Raw genomic sequence first — 15,312 nt, forward strand, 5'->3', positions numbered from 1 at the left:
CGCACTCGAGGCGCTGGCCGACGTCGGTATCGACGTTCTATCCGATAGCGACGTCGACGATCAGCCCGTGGTGGTCGGAACCGTCGATCGTCACGCGCTCCAACGACTGCGCACGGGCGTCCTTGGTGAGCACGTGGTCGATTCCGACGATGGCGGGGAACTGCTTGTCCGCCGGGTATGTCGGCACGATTCCGGAGCCCAGCTGGTCGGCGGCATCGGTATACCCGGCGTCGAGTAGATCGCGGAATTGTTTGTGAAGGTAGGTGGTGTTGAAGTCTCCACTCACGACGACGGGGCTGTCGGTGGCAGCGAACGCGGCCAGCTGTTGGCGTAGGTTGTCGAGCTCTGTGGTCCAGATGTCAGGTGGGGTGACGACGGCCGGGCCCGGATGCACCGCGACGAGGGTGAATGGTGTCGTGAAATCAACGGTGGCAACCAGATTGGTCGGTCCGTAGCCGTCGAGCTCTCTGGTGTCGGTCAGCGGGTAGCGGCTGTAGATTCCGGCACCGCCGCCCCCACTCTCGTCGGGAATCAAGTATTGATACTGCAACAGCTGTTCGAGTCCGCGGTCTTCGAGCTTTGTCGCAAGCGTTTCGGTGAGTTCCTGGACCGTGAGGACATCGACGTCGCGTTCGCGCACGGTCTCGACCAAGCTGGCGGGATCCGCAGCGCCGAACATCAGGTTGGCTTGCATGACGCGTAGCGACGGGCCGTCGACGGTATCGCTGTTGGCCACGTACAGGGGTGCGACAACCACCGTCGCGACGCCGACGACGACAACCGACACCGTCAGCAGAAACCAGCGTCGAAAGACCAGGGACACCAGCAACCCCAGGCCGGTGACCACCAGAAACAGAGGAACGAACGAGGCAATCGCGATCAACGGATTGATCGGTGCGGTGGTGAACATAGCGGACACGGCGACAATTCCGACCGCGATCCCTACGAGGCCGAGGAACTGCGCCACGCGTCGGGCTGGGATGTTGTCCCTGGTGAAACTCATACCGAAAGGTATCAGTACTGTGGCTGCATGGGTCGCGCCGAAAGTGGGTTACCCCGTCCGCCCGGGCTCGGAACGCTGGCGATGACGGCGACGTCCGTACTCGGCTTGCTGGCAATGCGGTACGACGTTCCTGCCGCTCTGTCGGGTATGACCGCGCCGGACGAGTTGCTGACGGGACTGCTACTCATGGGTCTGATGGTGGTGGCTGGTGCTTCGTGGTGGTTCAGGACGTTGCGGGTCTTGGAACAGCAGCGATGGTCGTGGCACTGCGTCGGCTCGCCACTGGTTGTACTGGCGGGCGCGGCGGTGTATTTGCTGATTCCGCCTGGAAAGCAACGGGCGCAGGGTGGTTCGTATCAGGACATGCTGGCCGCAGCGATGAATCTGGTCTGATCCCGATTGTGACTTGCGATGTGGCCCATCCGAAACAGTTCGGCTATCGCGCAACGGAATTGGAGCGTTCGACAGGCCAGGTGGAGGATGCGCAGTCGTGGTGGCCGCTGGGGCGGCAGTTCCATCGGGCCTGGGTGGGGCCTGAGTGCGGTCGTGTATTCGTCGTTGCTCTGCGCGGTGTTTTCGATTGTTGTTCTGTTGGCACGGTTGATCGGGTCGCGAACTCGCGGTATGAGTGGAGCGTAATCTGAGGCTCTTGACATCAAGTGCACTCGAGGAACTGAAATAGTTCACATGACACTATCGATTGCACCACCGAATTCATCGGCCGCAGACGTCGAGGAACTTATTGCACATGTTGCAGAGCTGGAACGTGCCCAACGCAGTGAAGACGTCGAGGGTTTCCTGGCGCTGTTCGACGACGAGGCGGTCTGGGTCAGCGCTGGCGGCGTTCGTCTGATCGGCCGTGACACGATCGCTGGGTTCACTCGAAAAGTGTTGCCGGGGGCATTCGCTGATGGAACCGTGCGGTACGACGTCGAACACATCCAGTTCGTTACCCCCGATATCGCGTTGACGGGGGTGAACCAGGAGTACCTGTCCGCAGACGGGCAACGGCTGGTCCCCAGACTGGAAGGCCGGCCGAGCTATCTGTGGCAGCGAAAGAATCGGCAATGGCTCATTGTCTGTGGTCAGAACACGTCCGTGCCCGTGAATCTGCACAGCTACTGAGGTTCCGACAACCGCAACAACCCCGCAGTTGTCGGCGAGAAACCGCATGCGACGGTGTAGAACTGCGTCAGGTGAGGCTCGTAGTCGACGTGCAACCATTCGATCCCAGCTGAACGTAGATCCGAGACAATGGTGGACACGAGCGTGCTACCTACGCCTTTTCGTTGTAGTCGTGGGTCGACTGCCGTGTCGAGTAGAAAAGCGTGCCGGCCTCCATCCCATACCGCGTGTACGGACCCGCAGAGCTGTCCGTCGCTGAACGCTCCAACCCACGATTTGCTGTGCCGCTCCAGCTGGGAACGCCAGGAGGCGAGTTCATAGTGTCCGCCGAACGCATCGTGGTGAAGCTGTGAGAGTTCGGTGTCATCGACAGGAAATCGAATGCGATATTCGATTGTGGTGTCGAACCGTTCGTCCTGCATAGCAGTTCACTCTGTAAGAAGTGCGGCTGTGCTGACCACCGTCGCGAACTCCCCATGTAGGTTCGTCGCGGTGATGGCAGACAGGGTTGCCGCGGGCACGGTCGTTCCGTCGGGGGCGAGGCGATCGAAGGTGTGCGTGGCGTCGATGGCGAAGTATGTGTCGTAGCCGAGATTTCCGGCCATTCGTGCGGTGGTTTCGCAACAGTGGTTCGTAGTGATTCCGCAGATCACCATTTGGTCGATGCCCTCGGCGCGCAACCATGTGTCGAGATCCGGTGTGCCATAGAAGCTGGAGTTGACCCGTTTGCGAACCAACAGATCCGGTGTACCCCCGATCGCATCCCTGAATGCGTGCCCTGCGCTCGACGGTGACAGCGGAGAGAGTGGGTTGTCGGAGTCGTGCTGGACGAAGACGATGGGCCACGAGTTCGTTCGCCAAAAGTTCACGAGCGCTTCGATATTGCTCTCGCACGCTGGGTTGTCGCGCGGGCCCCAGAACTCGGCGTCGTCGAATCCGACTTGTACGTCGACAACTACGAGCGCGGGGCGACGAAGGTCGATCGTGGGAGCGTCCATGCGTCGAGGATAGCGGGGGATTTCCGGTCGGGTGGTGACCGAATGAGTCGTTCGGTCACTGGGGGCCCGGAGCGGCCTGGTTGCTGCGCAGGTTGCAGCGAGTGCGCGGGTTGCAACTTGTGCGTGGCCTGGAAGGTGCGCGTTCAGCTCGGGTGGTGACCGAATGAGTCGTTCGGTCACTGGGGCCCGGAGCGCCTTCCCGCGCAGGTTGCAGCGAGCGCGCGTGTTGCAACTTGTGCGTGGGCTGGAAGGTGCGCGTCGAGCTCGCGTGGTGACCGAATGAGTCGTTCGGTCACCGTGATGGGTGCCGACGAGACGGATGTTCGGACAATTCTGCTGCCGGGCGGCCCCTTGCCCACCCTCGTCTTCTTCGACCAGCACACGGTGATGTGATGTGCGCGATGCACTGTCCTCCGTGAAGTGTGCTGAGCTGCACTGTTATCCGAGTGATTGCTCGGACGCTGCTCACCACGCAGGAGAAGGGCCGGAAGTCCGCCGACCCGCGGCACGTGCTCGCTTCGAAGAAGACTACCTACTGCCCGGCAGTTACTTCACTCGTCGATCAGGTCGTACTCCCAGTTGACGCGTTGAATCTCGAGGTCGACGTGCCGTATTCGTCTGGCGAGATCATCAGCAGCAGAACGTAATTCCGCTACCGGCAATGCTGCTATGTAGACGAGTTCCGACCGCAGCTGACGTGGGCCGTAACGGTGCTCGTGTTCTCGCCCTGATGCCGCGTCCGCAGCCGCGGATATGGCTTTGTGCCGCATGCGCAGCACGTCACGAGATGCAAGTGCGTCGGTGATGGTTCCGTCGCGCACCATTGCGGCACTGTTGGTGCGATTGATACTGCGAATCAGCACTTCCAGCCTGTCGAGCACCGTGCCGAACTCCGACAGCAACACGGAAGCGTTCTCTGCAGGTGATTCGCCGTCTTGATGGCGGGCGTTCGCAAGAATCCGAACCTTCAGGTGTTCGGTGCGCCGGATCAGTTCCCCTCGTTCAGCGAGGGCTTCGGCTAGCTTCATGATCTACACCCCGGTGTCTCGGCACCGAAAGTGGGAGATATGCGGGCGCTCATGCGCCTTTCGACGTGTCGAATGTGTACATACTCAATAACTACCATAGTTTCCAATGCAGTGGAAGACTGTATTGATGGAGCCTCATCCATCGATCGACGATCTGCTCGAGCACTGTCACGCCCACAATCTGGACGCAGACCTGGGGACGATGTTCCGCAGCCCCGCTCTCCGATGCCGTGGGAAGGTGTTCGCGTTCGTCGGATTCGACGGCGCCCTCATCGTCAAACTTCCGCATGCCCGGATCGTGCAGCTAGCCAGTCAAGGAACCGCAGAACAGGTCACGATGGGCAAGCGCACCATGCGTGAATGGGCGGAAATCGCTCTGTTGTCGAGCCCGCGTTCGACAGCCGACCTGTGGTTCGGCCTCGTAGAAGAGGCGCACAAGTTCGTGAGCTCACAGCCTGGCAAGTAACTAGAGAATTGGCATGGTCACGCACAGGTCCGGAGGAAGCCCGCTGCTTCTGGGCGCCCTCGAACACTGCTCCGTGGTTTCGATCTCGACTTCCTGGGGGGATGGCTCGGACGGAACTCCGCATCCGATCACGCAGAACGCGAGCAGAGCTGCCATGCACGACCAACGGGTGGCCTGGGAACATGTCATCCGTCGACATTAGCGTCAGAGTCGATGCGGTCTACTCCGCGCAGCGTCTCAGATCATCGAAGGACATCGGCGGTTTCCCTGCCGGTCGCGCTTCGCACGGTATTGGCAGCATTGACGACCGCGGCCATGCTTGCGGCGAGGACGGAGCGTTCCTGTCCCGCGGCCCATCGAACGACATCCCCGACGCGGTATTCCAGCAAAGTCAGTGCGTCGCTGTCGTTGCCGGTATCGACGCTCGTTTGATGGAGGCTGAGAACGTCGACGTGGATGCCGTGCGCGGCGAGTGCGTCTGTCAGCGCTTCCACGGGACCGACACCGACATGCGCGCTGACCACTTCATCGTCGTCGACCTTCAGTGTCAGGTCCGTGCGAATCCGTCCGGCCGTCTCGGATGTGTCGTAGCCCGCGAGTGAGATGGCGCGCGCGTTGTCGTTGTGGGACAGATAGGTTCGTCGGAAAATCTCCCACAGGTCGCCTGCGGCCACTTCGGCGCCCGTTCCGTCGGTGTACTTCTGAACGTGCCTGGCGAAGTCGATTTGAAAGCGCCGTGGCAGTTCGATGCCGTACTCGGACTCGAGCAGGTATGCGATGCCGCCCTTGCCCGACTGGGAATTGACCCGGATGACGGCGTCGTAGCTTCGACCGATGTCAGCCGGATCGATCGGCAGGTACGGCACTCGCCATTCCAGCTGCTGTTCGGATCGGCCTTCTGTGACGGCGCGGGCGCGGTGCTCGGCAAAGCCCTTCTTGATCGCGTCCTGATGAGTGCCACTGAACGCGGTGTGAACGAGGTCTCCGGCATACGGATGACGCGGATGAATCTCGATTCGGTTGCAGTACTCAACAGTTCGTCGGATCGCGTCGATGTCGGAGAAGTCGATCATCGGGTCGATGCCCTGTGCGTGCAGGTTGAGCGCAAGGGTCGCGATGTCGACGTTTCCCGTCCGTTCACCATTTCCGAAGATGCAGCCTTCGACTCGCTGAGCGCCTGCCAGGACGGCAAGTTCGGCGCACGCGATCCCGGTGCCACGGTCGTTGTGCGGATGCACGGACAGAATCACGCTGTCGCGGCGAGACAGGTTGCGGTGCATGTACTCGATTTGATCGGCATACACATTCGGCGTGGCGATCTCGACCGTTGCCGGCAAGTTGAGGATCACCGGACGGTCTGGGCTAGCGTCCCACAGGTCGGTCATGGCATCGCAGATCGTCAATACGTAGTCGGGCTCGGTGAGATTGAAGACTTCGGGTGAGAACTCGAACCGGACATTGGGCAAGTCGCCCGCATACTTCACTACGTCTCGTCCGCCTGCGACGATGAGGTCCTGCAGGTCGGCTCGGTCATGTCCCAGGACGACATCGCGCCAGGTCGGAGCGGTGGCGGTGTACATGTGGATGACGACGGGGTTGGTGATGCCGCGTATCGACGCGACGGTTCGTTCGATCAGATCGCGACGGGCAGGGGTGAACACCACGATCGTCACGTCGTCGGGTGCGATGTCAGTGTCGGCGATGAGGCGGACGAAGTCGTAGTCGGTCTGTGAGGCAGAGGGATATCCGACCTCGATCTCCTTGTAGCCCATTCGAACCATCAGCTCGAAGAACCCTCGCTTGCGTGGTGGGTCCATCGGCTCGGCGAGGGCCTGGTTGCCGTCCCGCAGGTCGACCGGCACCCAGAGTGGGGCGTGGGTGAGGCGACAGGTCGGCCACACGCGCTCGGTGAGCGGAACCTCGACGCGGGAGTAGACGTCGGAGTAGCGGTGCGAGGGCATCTGGGAATGGCGCTGCCGATTCCAGATCGGCGCGTACTCGGGCACTGGGCCGGCGGGTGAAGACACGCGGATCGTCGATGCAGGGGTCATGACTTGTCCTTGCTCTGCTGGGCCTCGCCGTGTCGACTGAGATGATGTAGCCCGATGGTGGGTATGAGTAGACGGTAGCAGAACTCCTCAGACAAGTAGATAAGTAAGGTGTTGGTTGTGGGCATACAACGAGTCACGATGGCAGACCAGGCGGCAGAGTTGTTGCTCGGTCGCATCACGTCGGGAGAGTGGAATCTCGGGGAGAAGCTCCCAGGTGAAACGACGCTTGCGCCTCAGCTGGGTGTCGGGCGATCGACTGTCCGCGAGGCAATCCGTCAACTGGCTGGGCGTGGTGTGCTCACGTCTCGCCAAGGCGCAGGAGTGTTCGTCGCGGCCCTGGATGTTCGTGACGACTGGGACGCTGTGCTGCAGCGCGCTGACATCATCGCGGTGATCGAAGCGCGCAACGCAATCGAAACGGCGGCGGCAGGCCTGGCAGCTCAGCGTCGATCGGCTACGGACTTGAAACGGATCCGGCGTGCACTGGCCGAACGGCAGGTACGACGGTCGGGAATCGAAGAACACGTCGACGCCGACATCGCCTTTCATCGCTGCATCGTCGCGGCCGCGCAGAACCCCATCCTCGACGAACTGTTCGACAGCTTCACTCCGCGTGTGCGGCAATCGATGATCGAAATGTTGCGCATACATCAGGAATTCGGGAGCGACAGCGATCACGACGCCCACGTTCAGCTGGCCGACGCCATCGCGAACCACGACGAATCGAAGGCCGAGGAACTGAGCCGATCCCATCTACTCTCGCTTAAGAATCGGCTTGCGTGATCCACTCTCCGGATTCACAGTAGTGTGGCGACTAGCGCCAACCGTCCTGGTCGAGGATGCTGACCACGTACGGCTCACCGTCCACGGGCTCGAAGATCACGGTGAGGGTGCTTCTAGGTCGCCTGCGCAGGAGCATGTGTGCGACGCGCTTGGCTTCGTCTTCCGTTCGCGTTTCATGTGGCGGCCCGGACGCCTCGAGGTCGAGGGGTTCTGGCGAGTCCTCGGTTACCAGATACACACCGGGCTGGTCCGGGCTGATCGACCTGTTCATCCGTGTTCCTCGGTGGCGCGGAGCTGCGCCCTGTTGCCGCCGTCGACTCCGTACGGGTAGTGCTTCCCCACTACGAACCAGAGGATCGGCCCGACGATGGGCAAAACGAATGCAACGAACGCCCACGCCACCTTGGCGATAGATCCCAGAACGGAATCGCGGGTGATCGACACCAGGGCTGCGACGAAGAGTACGAAGGCGATCGTGCCGCCTGCGGATGCAGAAACCATGGCCTCACCGTAGCTCTCGATTGCCGCTCGAGTTCGTACTTATGCAGACGATGACGCGGCTTTGCGTGCATAAGTGCGAATTCGAGGTACAGTCAACCCGAATTGCCGATCCACTCACCGGCCCGCCTCCGACATGGCGAACACTATGACACTTCTCAATGAGAGGGCGACGACCCTTTCTGCCCGGTGAACCCCAATCGACCGCGTCCAACGCGGAAAGATGGTTGGGCACTTCACTACCTCGCGCAGTGGCGTCAGCGCGTCGAATCGGTCGAGCGGCGAGTCCGCCTCGGATCGACCTCCCCGTTCGACAATGGGGTGCCCATACTGGTCGGGTTCACCGGCTGCCCCATGTGTGACGGCCACTTCTACGGCGACGGTCCTCGAGACCGGCTGGAACGACTCATGCGACGCGACGGTCGGCATGCTCATCGGCTCAGAGTCGCAGTGACCGAGCTCGACGAGCGCTATCGCGATGCGACCGTGGAAGTCTCGGCTCCTGCGACATTCCCCTGGTGGGAGCGGCGCGTTCCGTGGTTGTGACCGCCGTCGTCAGCGTGGGGGCGTCTCGTTCTCGGACCTCACTACCAATGCCATGCTTCGCCGCCGACATTGTCGATCGTCCGCTGCAGCACTCGAATGGTTGTCGCGAAGTCCTCAATGCTGTTTCCCTGCATCCGTTCTGTTTGTAGTTCCTGCTGCAGTGCGGCTGCTCGTTCGAACAGATCGGTGCCCAGGCTGGTCGACTTCAGCCGCGAATCAGTCTGCTGCACCCACCCATTCGCAACCGCAGAATCGATTGCCTCCACAATTGCCTCCGGAGTGGAGTTGTGGCCGATCTTCTCGATCGTTGCGTCGCGGTCGACGCCGTCCGGATCGAGGGAGACTTGCTGCAGGAGCCACCATTCGGGCTGCGAGAGACCGATGTCGCGTAGTGCGCCACGAGCGCGCGCACCAATGGCCTCCCCGGCGCGTACAGTCCAGAAGCCGAGGGGTTGATCTTCGGGCGGTTGCATTGCTCGTTGCGTCGACATGAAAGCGACAGTAGGACCTCAACTTCACTCGAGGTCAAGGTAGGCTCGATCAACTCACCGGACGAATACCCGTGTAGATGCCCGGCACTCGGAAGCGCAGGGGCTCCTCGTCGTACTCTTCCAGTGCGTGTGCGGTCCATCCCACGATACGGGCGATCGCGAACAGGGCCTCGGGCGCGTCGGGACGCAGTCCGTACGCGCAGGTGAGCGCGGCGAGGGCGAAATCCGAATTCGGAAAGGTATCGAAGCGGTCGCGCATCTCCTCGATCACGACGTCCGACGCCGCAATCACATCAGGGTCTGCGCCGAGAGCAGGGTCCCGAAGCAGCCGAAGCAATTCCTCGGCACGCGGGTCGCGATCCGTGTAGATGACATGCCCGAACCCAGGGACTCGCGTTCCGGACCGAAGCTGTTGTGCAAGAGCAGAAATTGGATCCTCGCGTGCCGCCTTCAGGAACCGGTACGCAGGCTCGGCGGCGGAACCGTGCAGAGGCCCGTCGATGCATCCGAGTCCTGCCGAGAGGACAGAATAGATATGTGCACGCGTGCTGGCGGCGACTCGAACGGCGAGGGTCGACGCGGCGAGTCCATGATCGGCCAGCAAATTCAGCGCGGCCTGGAGTATCACGAGCCCCGGGGGATCGGACGTTTCGGATCGCAGGGCATCCCAAATAAGTTTTGCCACTGACTGTTCCGTCGATGATGAACCAAGTGAGGCTCCTAGCGTCGCCAAAAGGTGTCCGGCCTCGTCGATCACCGACTTCGCGCCGATGTCGAATCGCATCGGACGATAGGTCGCGGCGATGTCGACGGCAATGCGTATTCGGTCGATCGACCGGCTGCCCGGTGCCATCAGCGCGATGGCCTCTCGACATCGCTGCACGACAACGGGATCCGCGATGAACTGAACATCGTCCTCGACGTCGCCCGTCCACACGAAATGGGCGACGGACTCGAACGTGCGTGAGCTGAGTTCGACGGCGTCGCGTCCTCGGTAGTAGAGCGTGTCGTGATCGAGCAATGTGGTTCGAGTCCGAATGCGTTCCACTGCGCCGATATCGGTTCGACGCGCGGTGTCGCGTCCGGCGAGTGATTCCACCTCGTCGACGTCGAACATGCTTCCTCGCACGCCGGGCAGGCGGGTGCTGGTCAGCAGGCCCCGGCTGACGTAGGCGTAGACCGTCTCCGGCTTGACGCCCAACCGCGCCGCGGCCTGTGCCGTCGTGAGTAAGTCTCGGCCATCATTCATATTGATCCAATCAACATTGACAAAAATCAATGTTAGCGCGGATCGTAGGGGTTGACCAGCACAAAGGAGTCCTGTCATGAGCGTTCTCGATGCCCCACGAGGGCTGCACAACGTCGTCGTCACCACTACGTCGATTGGCGACGTACGAGGTGACGAAGGTTTCTACCACTATCGCCAGTACTCGGCGATCGACATCGCACGGACCCTGACCTTCGAGGATGCGTGGTTCCTCATGGTCGAGGGTCATCTCCCGAGTCGGTCCGAGCGCACCGAGTTCATGAGGACGATCGCACCACTGCGGACACTGCCGGACGACGTACGAGCGGCCGTCGCGACGGTTGCGCGAACAGGGCCAAAGCAACCGCTCTTCGCGTTGCGGACGGTGTTGTCCGGATTGGTCGATTCGCTACCCCTCTACGAATCATCGGAGTCGGACAAGCGCTCGATCACACTGCGACTGTGCGCGATCACTCCGACCATCTTGGCGGCTGTGTACCGGATTCGGGCCGGCCTGGAACCGATCGAACCGCGCGAGGATCTGACGACGGCTCAGAACTGGCTGTTCATGATCACCGGCGACGCACCCGACGAGGAACGCTCTCGTGCCATCGATCGCTACCTGACAGCGACCATCGATCACGGGTTCAATGCGTCGACGTTCACGGCGCGGGTGGTCGCGTCGACAGGGTCGGATGTGACATCGGCGGTGTGCGCAGCGATCGGCGCCTTCGCTGGTCCACTGCATGGCGGAGCGCCGGACAGGGCGCTCGAAGGTTTGGACCAGATCGCCGACCTCGAGTCCGCCGATTCGTGGGCACGCGCGAAAATCACTGCAGGAGAGCGGATCATGGGTTTCGGGCACCCGGTGTACCGCACTGAGGATCCTCGGTCGGTGATGCTGCGCGACACCGCGCAGGAACTGGGCGGCGAGCTGATCGACAAGGCCGTCCAGGTCGAAAAGGTCATCGCTGCTGCGTTGGCGGATCTGAAACCGGATCGGAAGCTGTACGCCAATGTCGAGTACTACGCCGGTGTCCTGATGGAACTGTGTGGGATCCCTCGATCGATGTTCACGCCGACCTTCGCGTGCAGTCGCATGGTCGGATGGTGCGCCAATATCGTCGAACAATCCCACGACAGCAAGATCATCCGGCCGATCGCACGCTACGACGGACCAACTGCGCCGCAACCACTTCCGGCCCGGTAACAGACCCCGTATCGGCTAAGCAGCCGCTGGAGAGGCGTGTGGAGTGGCCGGGTACAGATCGTCGTCGAGCGGCACTTCCTGCTGTTGCTCGATGAAGTCTGCCGTATCGCACTCGTGAACTCCGCTGTCGATGCCGAGGGTGCGTCGCCACCACTGCTCGCGATCGGGAGCGTCGGGCCACACCACGGTCTCGCTCTGGGGCGAAGCGGTCGAATCGAAACGAAGCACAGCAACCACCTCCTGTTCAAGATGCGCCCGCCCCGCTGGCGGGCTGCTCCTCATCACTGTGCGATAACGAAATTAGCACCCTCGTCCGGAGAGTGCCAAGATGGTTGTACACAATTTTTTGAGACGGCGTCGTCCCACAAGGGCGGCCAATGGTGCTGCGCGAGAGCAATTGCGGGCAGCGCCTGAAGAGGAAGGATCAGTGGGTGACGGTGACAACGAATCGACCGGACGCTCGGGTCACGGGCGGTAGCACAGAGTCTCGGCGATGGTGGCAACGGCGGGCATACACACGGGCCGAAAACACGGACTTGGCGACGATGCTCGGAGCGCTGTCGGTGGTCTGCTTCTGGGCGCCAGGGGTCGGGATCGTCCTTGGGCTTCTCGCGATCGCCGCAGCGGTGTGGGCAGTTCGAAGCGAGCACCTGACGGGTGAACATCCACTGAGCGGTGACACGTGGCTGGCCATCGGAAGCGGCGTCGTGGGTGTGGTCGTCGGCCTCGGCTTCCTGGCGATGGTCCTACCGAACTGGTGAACGTAGCCTGAGGTATGCGCCGTACCTACCTCGTCGCCACGGTGGTGGCGTTGTGTGGACTGGCGTCGACGTCGTGCAGCGACCGTCTGCCGTGGTTCGGCGGGGACACGGTGTCGTACCGACCGGATGCGGCCACCACGGCAGAGTCAGCTGACTGCCTGGCAGAGGACATCTACACCGCGCTGACGGGCCTGGGGCCGTGGGACCCGGCGATCACCGAAACTGCGCCCGAACCGGGCTACCCGCCCTCGGAGTTCGAAGCGGTGGAGGTAGTGAGCTGTCAGCGGGGACTCGACCAGAACGGTGTCGAGACTGTCGATTCGGTGCAGCTGGGAGGAGATGTCGACGCCGTCCTGAGAGCGTTCTCCGTAGACTCGCAACGATTCGCAGACGGCGTCTCCGCGTCCTGCGTGTACGAGATCCGTCCTCCAGTCGGGCTATGGCTCGTCGACGACGCCGGTCGTGCCTTCCGTCCGATATGGCCTGCCAGTCCGTGCGGACAGCAAGAAGGTCCCCTTGCCGCGTTGCAGGCACTGGAGGAGGTAGGGCGGACGGTCCATCCGACTGGGTACGACACGGATTTCTCATCGGTCTGCACGGGCTCCACTGGTTTCTGGGGTTTCGAGAGCACCACATCCGACGACGTCGAGGCGGCAACGGAACGCGAGCGCGCAGGTGGGCAGATGCTTCCGCCCGCCCTGGGTATGCCTGTCGACGACGTCGGTTACACCGACGTATGCCGGTACCTGGTTGTGGCTCGAGCCCCCTCGGTGGAATCGGCGCCGGGGTCTTCGCTCGTCCTCGGCGAAGTCGAGAGCGCGTCGGTAGTCCGCAAGTCAGTGAACGCGCCGATCGCGCAGGCGTGCGGTCTGCAGGCAACGCGGCATGCGTCGGCTCAACTACTTCGGCCTGATGGTTCAGGTGGTGCGGTGGTGTCGTTCGAGCTCGACGGGTGCCAGCGGTCTGCCGGGTTCGGAGGCTATCGAGAGATTCCTGCAGACGTTCACGAGGTGCTGATGCGCGGTGTCATCGAGGAGTCCTAAGCTGCATACGGCTGCTATGAGACGCGACGATGTGGTGGACGATTGCTAGCACGATCGCGACTGCCGCCAACGGGATGGTGGCGCACAGAGCGGCCAGAGGCGACGGAGACTCCGAGCTCACCGATACCAAACCCACGACAACGGCGAGAACCAACGCCCCAACGGCCATCCAACTGATTCGTGGAAGTGGATAGAGTGCCGGAGCCGTGCATACGACGACGGGAACGACCAGAACGAAAAACAGTGGTGTACCGAAATAGTCACGCATCAGCTCGTTGCACGCTTGCGCAGTCGGTACGGCAGGTGTGAGCGCACCGACCTCGCAATTCGTGATCTGATACATCGGCCATCCGGCGACGGCGACCGCGAGCCCGACGGCTGCGACAGTCAGCGTGAGCCATGCGAATCGGATCCATGTCATGCCCTGATCTTGCCAGCCCTTCGTCTCCGATTGGCAGTACACCTCATTCGCGGCCGAACGCTAGTCGTTCTTGGTGGCGGGGACGAACCGACGTCCCTGTAGAACGGGAACGACGGCACTGGTGTTCAGTTCCGCTGCGATCGCTACGTCCCGGGGGTATCCGTCGTCGATCAGTTCGCGTCCGCTCGCGCAGTGCTCCAGTCGTGCCGCGAAGTCGAGCTCGACGCTGTTCCACGCGGCGCTGGCTGCCTCGGCCTCCGGCGAAAACATAGGTAGCCAAGCGGATCTCGTCATCGCGCTGAGGACGGCTCCGGCTCCCCACAAGTCTTCAATGGCGGGTCGGAGTGAACCGTCCGGCCATTGCTCGCCTGCGGCGATGACGGCAACTTTCGTGCCCTGTGGGTATGTAGTGCATATCCACGAGGCGACGGCGCGTGCATTTCTCACGCTCGCTCCGACCACTGTTGTAGCGGACCCGGCGAGTTCGTAGCTGATCGTCGAACCGTTGGGCGAGGGCAGGACGAGCCGCGCCGGGTGCTCGGTGCGATCCCGGATCGTGGACGACGACAAGCTGATCTGGTCGCCCCGGGCAACAGATCGCCCGAAGGCCAGCGTCGCGTCGGCCTCGGCTGCGTAGGCGGCGGCCTTGTCGCCGCGGACTCGAAAGGGCAACACGGTGATTCCTGCATCCAAGGCAACGCTCAATGTGGTGGTGAAGGAGAGGATGTCGACTACGACGGCCAACTCGCAACCCGGCGCGACTGCTTGTGCGCCGGACAGGCCCCATTCGAATCGAATGCTGTATTCCGCCTGGCGGTGAGCTGAATTCACTGAATGGCCCTACTTCGACGTTCCGTGGCGAGGAGTGCATCGGAGACATCGTCGTCGACGCGCGTCGGCTGGAAGTCCGTGTGCGGCCATTCTCGACCACGGCTGATCCAGGACGTTCGGCATCCGATTAGTTGCGCAGCTCGAATGTCTGACTCAGCGTTGTCGCCGATCATCCACGCGCCCGGCACCTCGGCGCCGACCTTCGCCGCAGAGCGACGAAATATCTCTGGATTCGGCTTCGAGATTCCCTCGCTTTGGGATATCACCCAACCGTCCACGATGGCATTCAAACCCGTGCGATGAATCTTGCGCTCCTGCATGGCGGTGGGGCCATTGCTGACGATCACGACGTGTCGACCGGCTGCACGGATGCAATTCAACGCAGCAACAACACTTTCGGAAATCTCGATGTCCTCGCTTCCCCCTTCGTCCAGCAGTGCCCAGCAGTCCGTCGGACGCAGCATCGGAAATTCGGCGGTCAGTGCGTCGGCGATCTGTGCCCGTGGGGTGTAGCCATCGTCGTCGAGATTCATGATCCATTGGGCAGCTGGTTCACCGAGACGGTGCACGTGAACGAATCGTTGGACCGATCGACGAAACGCGGCATCACGGTCGAGGAGTGTGCCATCGAGGTCAACCATCACCAGGTCCGAAGTCATCTATCGAGACTACCGATGTTCGTGGCTGGCATACGCTAGGACGATAGAACACGGGGCGTCCGCAAGTCAGCTGGACAATTCGGTCGCGGTGGTGTCGTTGGGAATTACCGATCGGCCATGACAGGAGTCCCGCAACGCATTTCGTGGCGAGA

General features: G+C 62.0%; 21 protein-coding genes. 8 read left to right on the plus strand and 13 right to left on the minus strand.

Translation table 11 applies throughout. From position 1 onward, the window contains the following. Nucleotides 1–37 precede the first annotated feature (37 nt). The gene (locus A2J03_RS08935; RefSeq protein WP_068372352.1) at nt 38–1,003 is read right to left on the minus strand and encodes an endonuclease/exonuclease/phosphatase family protein; all 966 of its coding nucleotides are present in this window, start codon (nt 1,001–1,003) and stop codon (nt 38–40) included. Nucleotides 1,004–1,030: 27 nt separating this feature from the next. Here A2J03_RS08935 and A2J03_RS08940 point away from each other — a divergent pair, with 27 nt between their 5' ends. Together A2J03_RS08940 and A2J03_RS08945 are read left to right on the plus strand one after the other, a co-directional pair. Then, on the plus strand, nt 1,031–1,396 hold the full coding sequence (locus A2J03_RS08940) for a hypothetical protein (protein ID WP_156520279.1): 366 nt from the start codon (nt 1,031–1,033) through the stop codon (nt 1,394–1,396). 294 nt (nt 1,397–1,690) lie between these two features. Continuing rightward, on the plus strand, nt 1,691–2,128 hold the full coding sequence (locus A2J03_RS08945) for an SgcJ/EcaC family oxidoreductase (RefSeq protein ID WP_068372358.1): 438 nt from the start codon (nt 1,691–1,693) through the stop codon (nt 2,126–2,128). Here A2J03_RS08945 and A2J03_RS08950 read toward each other — a convergent pair. From A2J03_RS08950 to A2J03_RS08960, 3 genes are all read right to left on the minus strand, one after another. Next, nucleotides 2,122–2,550 (minus strand): GNAT family N-acetyltransferase, encoded by a 429-nt coding sequence (locus tag A2J03_RS08950; protein ID WP_068372361.1) that lies wholly within the window; start codon nt 2,548–2,550, stop codon nt 2,122–2,124. The two genes, A2J03_RS08945 and A2J03_RS08950, sit on opposite strands and share 7 nt — an antisense overlap. Before the next feature lie 6 nt (nt 2,551–2,556). Next, nucleotides 2,557–3,126, minus strand: a complete 570-nt coding sequence (locus tag A2J03_RS08955) for a cysteine hydrolase family protein (RefSeq protein WP_068372364.1) — start codon at nt 3,124–3,126, stop codon at nt 2,557–2,559. A 551-nt stretch (nt 3,127–3,677) separates the two neighbouring features. Beyond that, the gene (locus A2J03_RS08960; protein WP_068372367.1) at nt 3,678–4,154 is read right to left on the minus strand and encodes a DIP1984 family protein; all 477 of its coding nucleotides are present in this window, start codon (nt 4,152–4,154) and stop codon (nt 3,678–3,680) included. A gap of 106 nt (nt 4,155–4,260) precedes the next feature. Between A2J03_RS08960 and A2J03_RS08965 the strand changes: the two genes are divergently transcribed. Further along, entirely contained in the window at nt 4,261–4,620 is a 360-nt protein-coding gene (locus A2J03_RS08965; RefSeq protein WP_068372371.1) for a hypothetical protein, read from the plus strand. A gap of 242 nt (nt 4,621–4,862) precedes the next feature. Here the strand turns inward: A2J03_RS08965 and A2J03_RS08970 are convergent, their stop codons facing one another. Further along, nucleotides 4,863–6,581, minus strand: a complete 1,719-nt coding sequence (locus A2J03_RS08970) for a 2-isopropylmalate synthase (RefSeq protein ID WP_197480683.1) — start codon at nt 6,579–6,581, stop codon at nt 4,863–4,865. Nucleotides 6,582–6,809: 228 nt separating this feature from the next. On the opposite strand from A2J03_RS08970, the gene A2J03_RS08975 reads away from it, so the two are divergent. Then, nucleotides 6,810–7,454, plus strand: coding sequence for a FadR/GntR family transcriptional regulator (locus A2J03_RS08975; protein ID WP_068372377.1), 645 nt, complete (start codon nt 6,810–6,812; stop codon nt 7,452–7,454). Nucleotides 7,455–7,485: 31 nt separating this feature from the next. On the opposite strand, the gene A2J03_RS08980 is transcribed toward A2J03_RS08975, so the two are convergent. Together A2J03_RS08980 and A2J03_RS08985 are read right to left on the minus strand one after the other, a co-directional pair. Next, nucleotides 7,486–7,725: a hypothetical protein gene (locus A2J03_RS08980; RefSeq protein WP_068372380.1), complete on the minus strand. Its 240-nt coding sequence runs from the start codon at nt 7,723–7,725 to the stop codon at nt 7,486–7,488. Further along, a complete protein-coding gene (locus A2J03_RS08985) occupies nt 7,722–7,955 on the minus strand; it encodes a PLD nuclease N-terminal domain-containing protein (RefSeq protein ID WP_068372383.1) in 234 nt (77 codons plus the stop codon). Before A2J03_RS08985 ends, A2J03_RS08980 begins: the two co-directional genes overlap by 4 nt. A 186-nt stretch (nt 7,956–8,141) precedes the next feature. Between A2J03_RS08985 and A2J03_RS08990 the strand changes: the two genes are divergently transcribed. Continuing rightward, nucleotides 8,142–8,498: a hypothetical protein gene (locus A2J03_RS08990; RefSeq protein WP_068372386.1), complete on the plus strand. Its 357-nt coding sequence runs from the start codon at nt 8,142–8,144 to the stop codon at nt 8,496–8,498. Nucleotides 8,499–8,539: 41 nt separating this feature from the next. Here A2J03_RS08990 and A2J03_RS08995 read toward each other — a convergent pair whose 3' ends face one another. Beyond that, nucleotides 8,540–8,989 (minus strand): hypothetical protein, encoded by a 450-nt coding sequence (locus A2J03_RS08995; protein WP_068372389.1) that lies wholly within the window; start codon nt 8,987–8,989, stop codon nt 8,540–8,542. A gap of 49 nt (nt 8,990–9,038) precedes the next feature. Then, nucleotides 9,039–10,238 carry a citrate synthase gene (locus tag A2J03_RS09000; protein WP_068372393.1) on the minus strand — a complete coding sequence of 400 codons (1,200 nt, stop codon included), beginning with the start codon at nt 10,236–10,238 and terminating at the stop codon, nt 9,039–9,041. Nucleotides 10,239–10,314: 76 nt separating this feature from the next. On the opposite strand from A2J03_RS09000, the gene A2J03_RS09005 reads away from it, so the two are divergent. Then, nucleotides 10,315–11,445 carry a citrate/2-methylcitrate synthase gene (locus A2J03_RS09005; protein WP_068372396.1) on the plus strand — a complete coding sequence of 377 codons (1,131 nt, stop codon included), beginning with the start codon at nt 10,315–10,317 and terminating at the stop codon, nt 11,443–11,445. Between the two features lie 15 nt (nt 11,446–11,460). On the opposite strand, the gene A2J03_RS09010 is transcribed toward A2J03_RS09005, so the two are convergent. Then, on the minus strand, nt 11,461–11,673 hold the full coding sequence (locus tag A2J03_RS09010; protein WP_068372399.1) for a hypothetical protein: 213 nt from the start codon (nt 11,671–11,673) through the stop codon (nt 11,461–11,463). A 203-nt stretch (nt 11,674–11,876) separates the two neighbouring features. On the opposite strand from A2J03_RS09010, the gene A2J03_RS09015 reads away from it, so the two are divergent. Both A2J03_RS09015 and A2J03_RS09020 read left to right on the plus strand, forming a co-directional pair. After that, on the plus strand, nt 11,877–12,206 hold the full coding sequence (locus tag A2J03_RS09015) for a hypothetical protein (protein ID WP_156520280.1): 330 nt from the start codon (nt 11,877–11,879) through the stop codon (nt 12,204–12,206). Nucleotides 12,207–12,220: 14 nt separating this feature from the next. After that, nucleotides 12,221–13,249 carry a hypothetical protein gene (locus A2J03_RS09020; protein WP_068372407.1) on the plus strand — a complete coding sequence of 343 codons (1,029 nt, stop codon included), beginning with the start codon at nt 12,221–12,223 and terminating at the stop codon, nt 13,247–13,249. Here A2J03_RS09020 and A2J03_RS09025 read toward each other — a convergent pair. Genes A2J03_RS09025 through A2J03_RS09035 form a run of 3 tightly spaced genes read right to left on the minus strand, consistent with a single transcriptional unit; the run spans nt 13,233 to nt 15,160 of the window. Continuing rightward, nucleotides 13,233–13,670, minus strand: a complete 438-nt coding sequence (locus A2J03_RS09025; protein ID WP_068372410.1) for a hypothetical protein — start codon at nt 13,668–13,670, stop codon at nt 13,233–13,235. The genes A2J03_RS09020 and A2J03_RS09025 overlap by 17 nt on opposite strands. Nucleotides 13,671–13,730: 60 nt before the next feature. After that, nucleotides 13,731–14,501 carry a 2-phosphosulfolactate phosphatase gene (locus A2J03_RS09030; RefSeq protein ID WP_068372413.1) on the minus strand — a complete coding sequence of 257 codons (771 nt, stop codon included), beginning with the start codon at nt 14,499–14,501 and terminating at the stop codon, nt 13,731–13,733. Beyond that, a complete protein-coding gene (locus A2J03_RS09035; protein WP_068372416.1) occupies nt 14,498–15,160 on the minus strand; it encodes an HAD family hydrolase in 663 nt (220 codons plus the stop codon). Before A2J03_RS09035 ends, A2J03_RS09030 begins: the two co-directional genes overlap by 4 nt. Nucleotides 15,161–15,312: the final 152 nt, after the last annotated feature.

Source organism: Rhodococcus sp. EPR-157 (assembly GCF_001647195.1).
Taxonomy (GTDB): domain Bacteria; phylum Actinomycetota; class Actinomycetes; order Mycobacteriales; family Mycobacteriaceae; genus Rhodococcoides.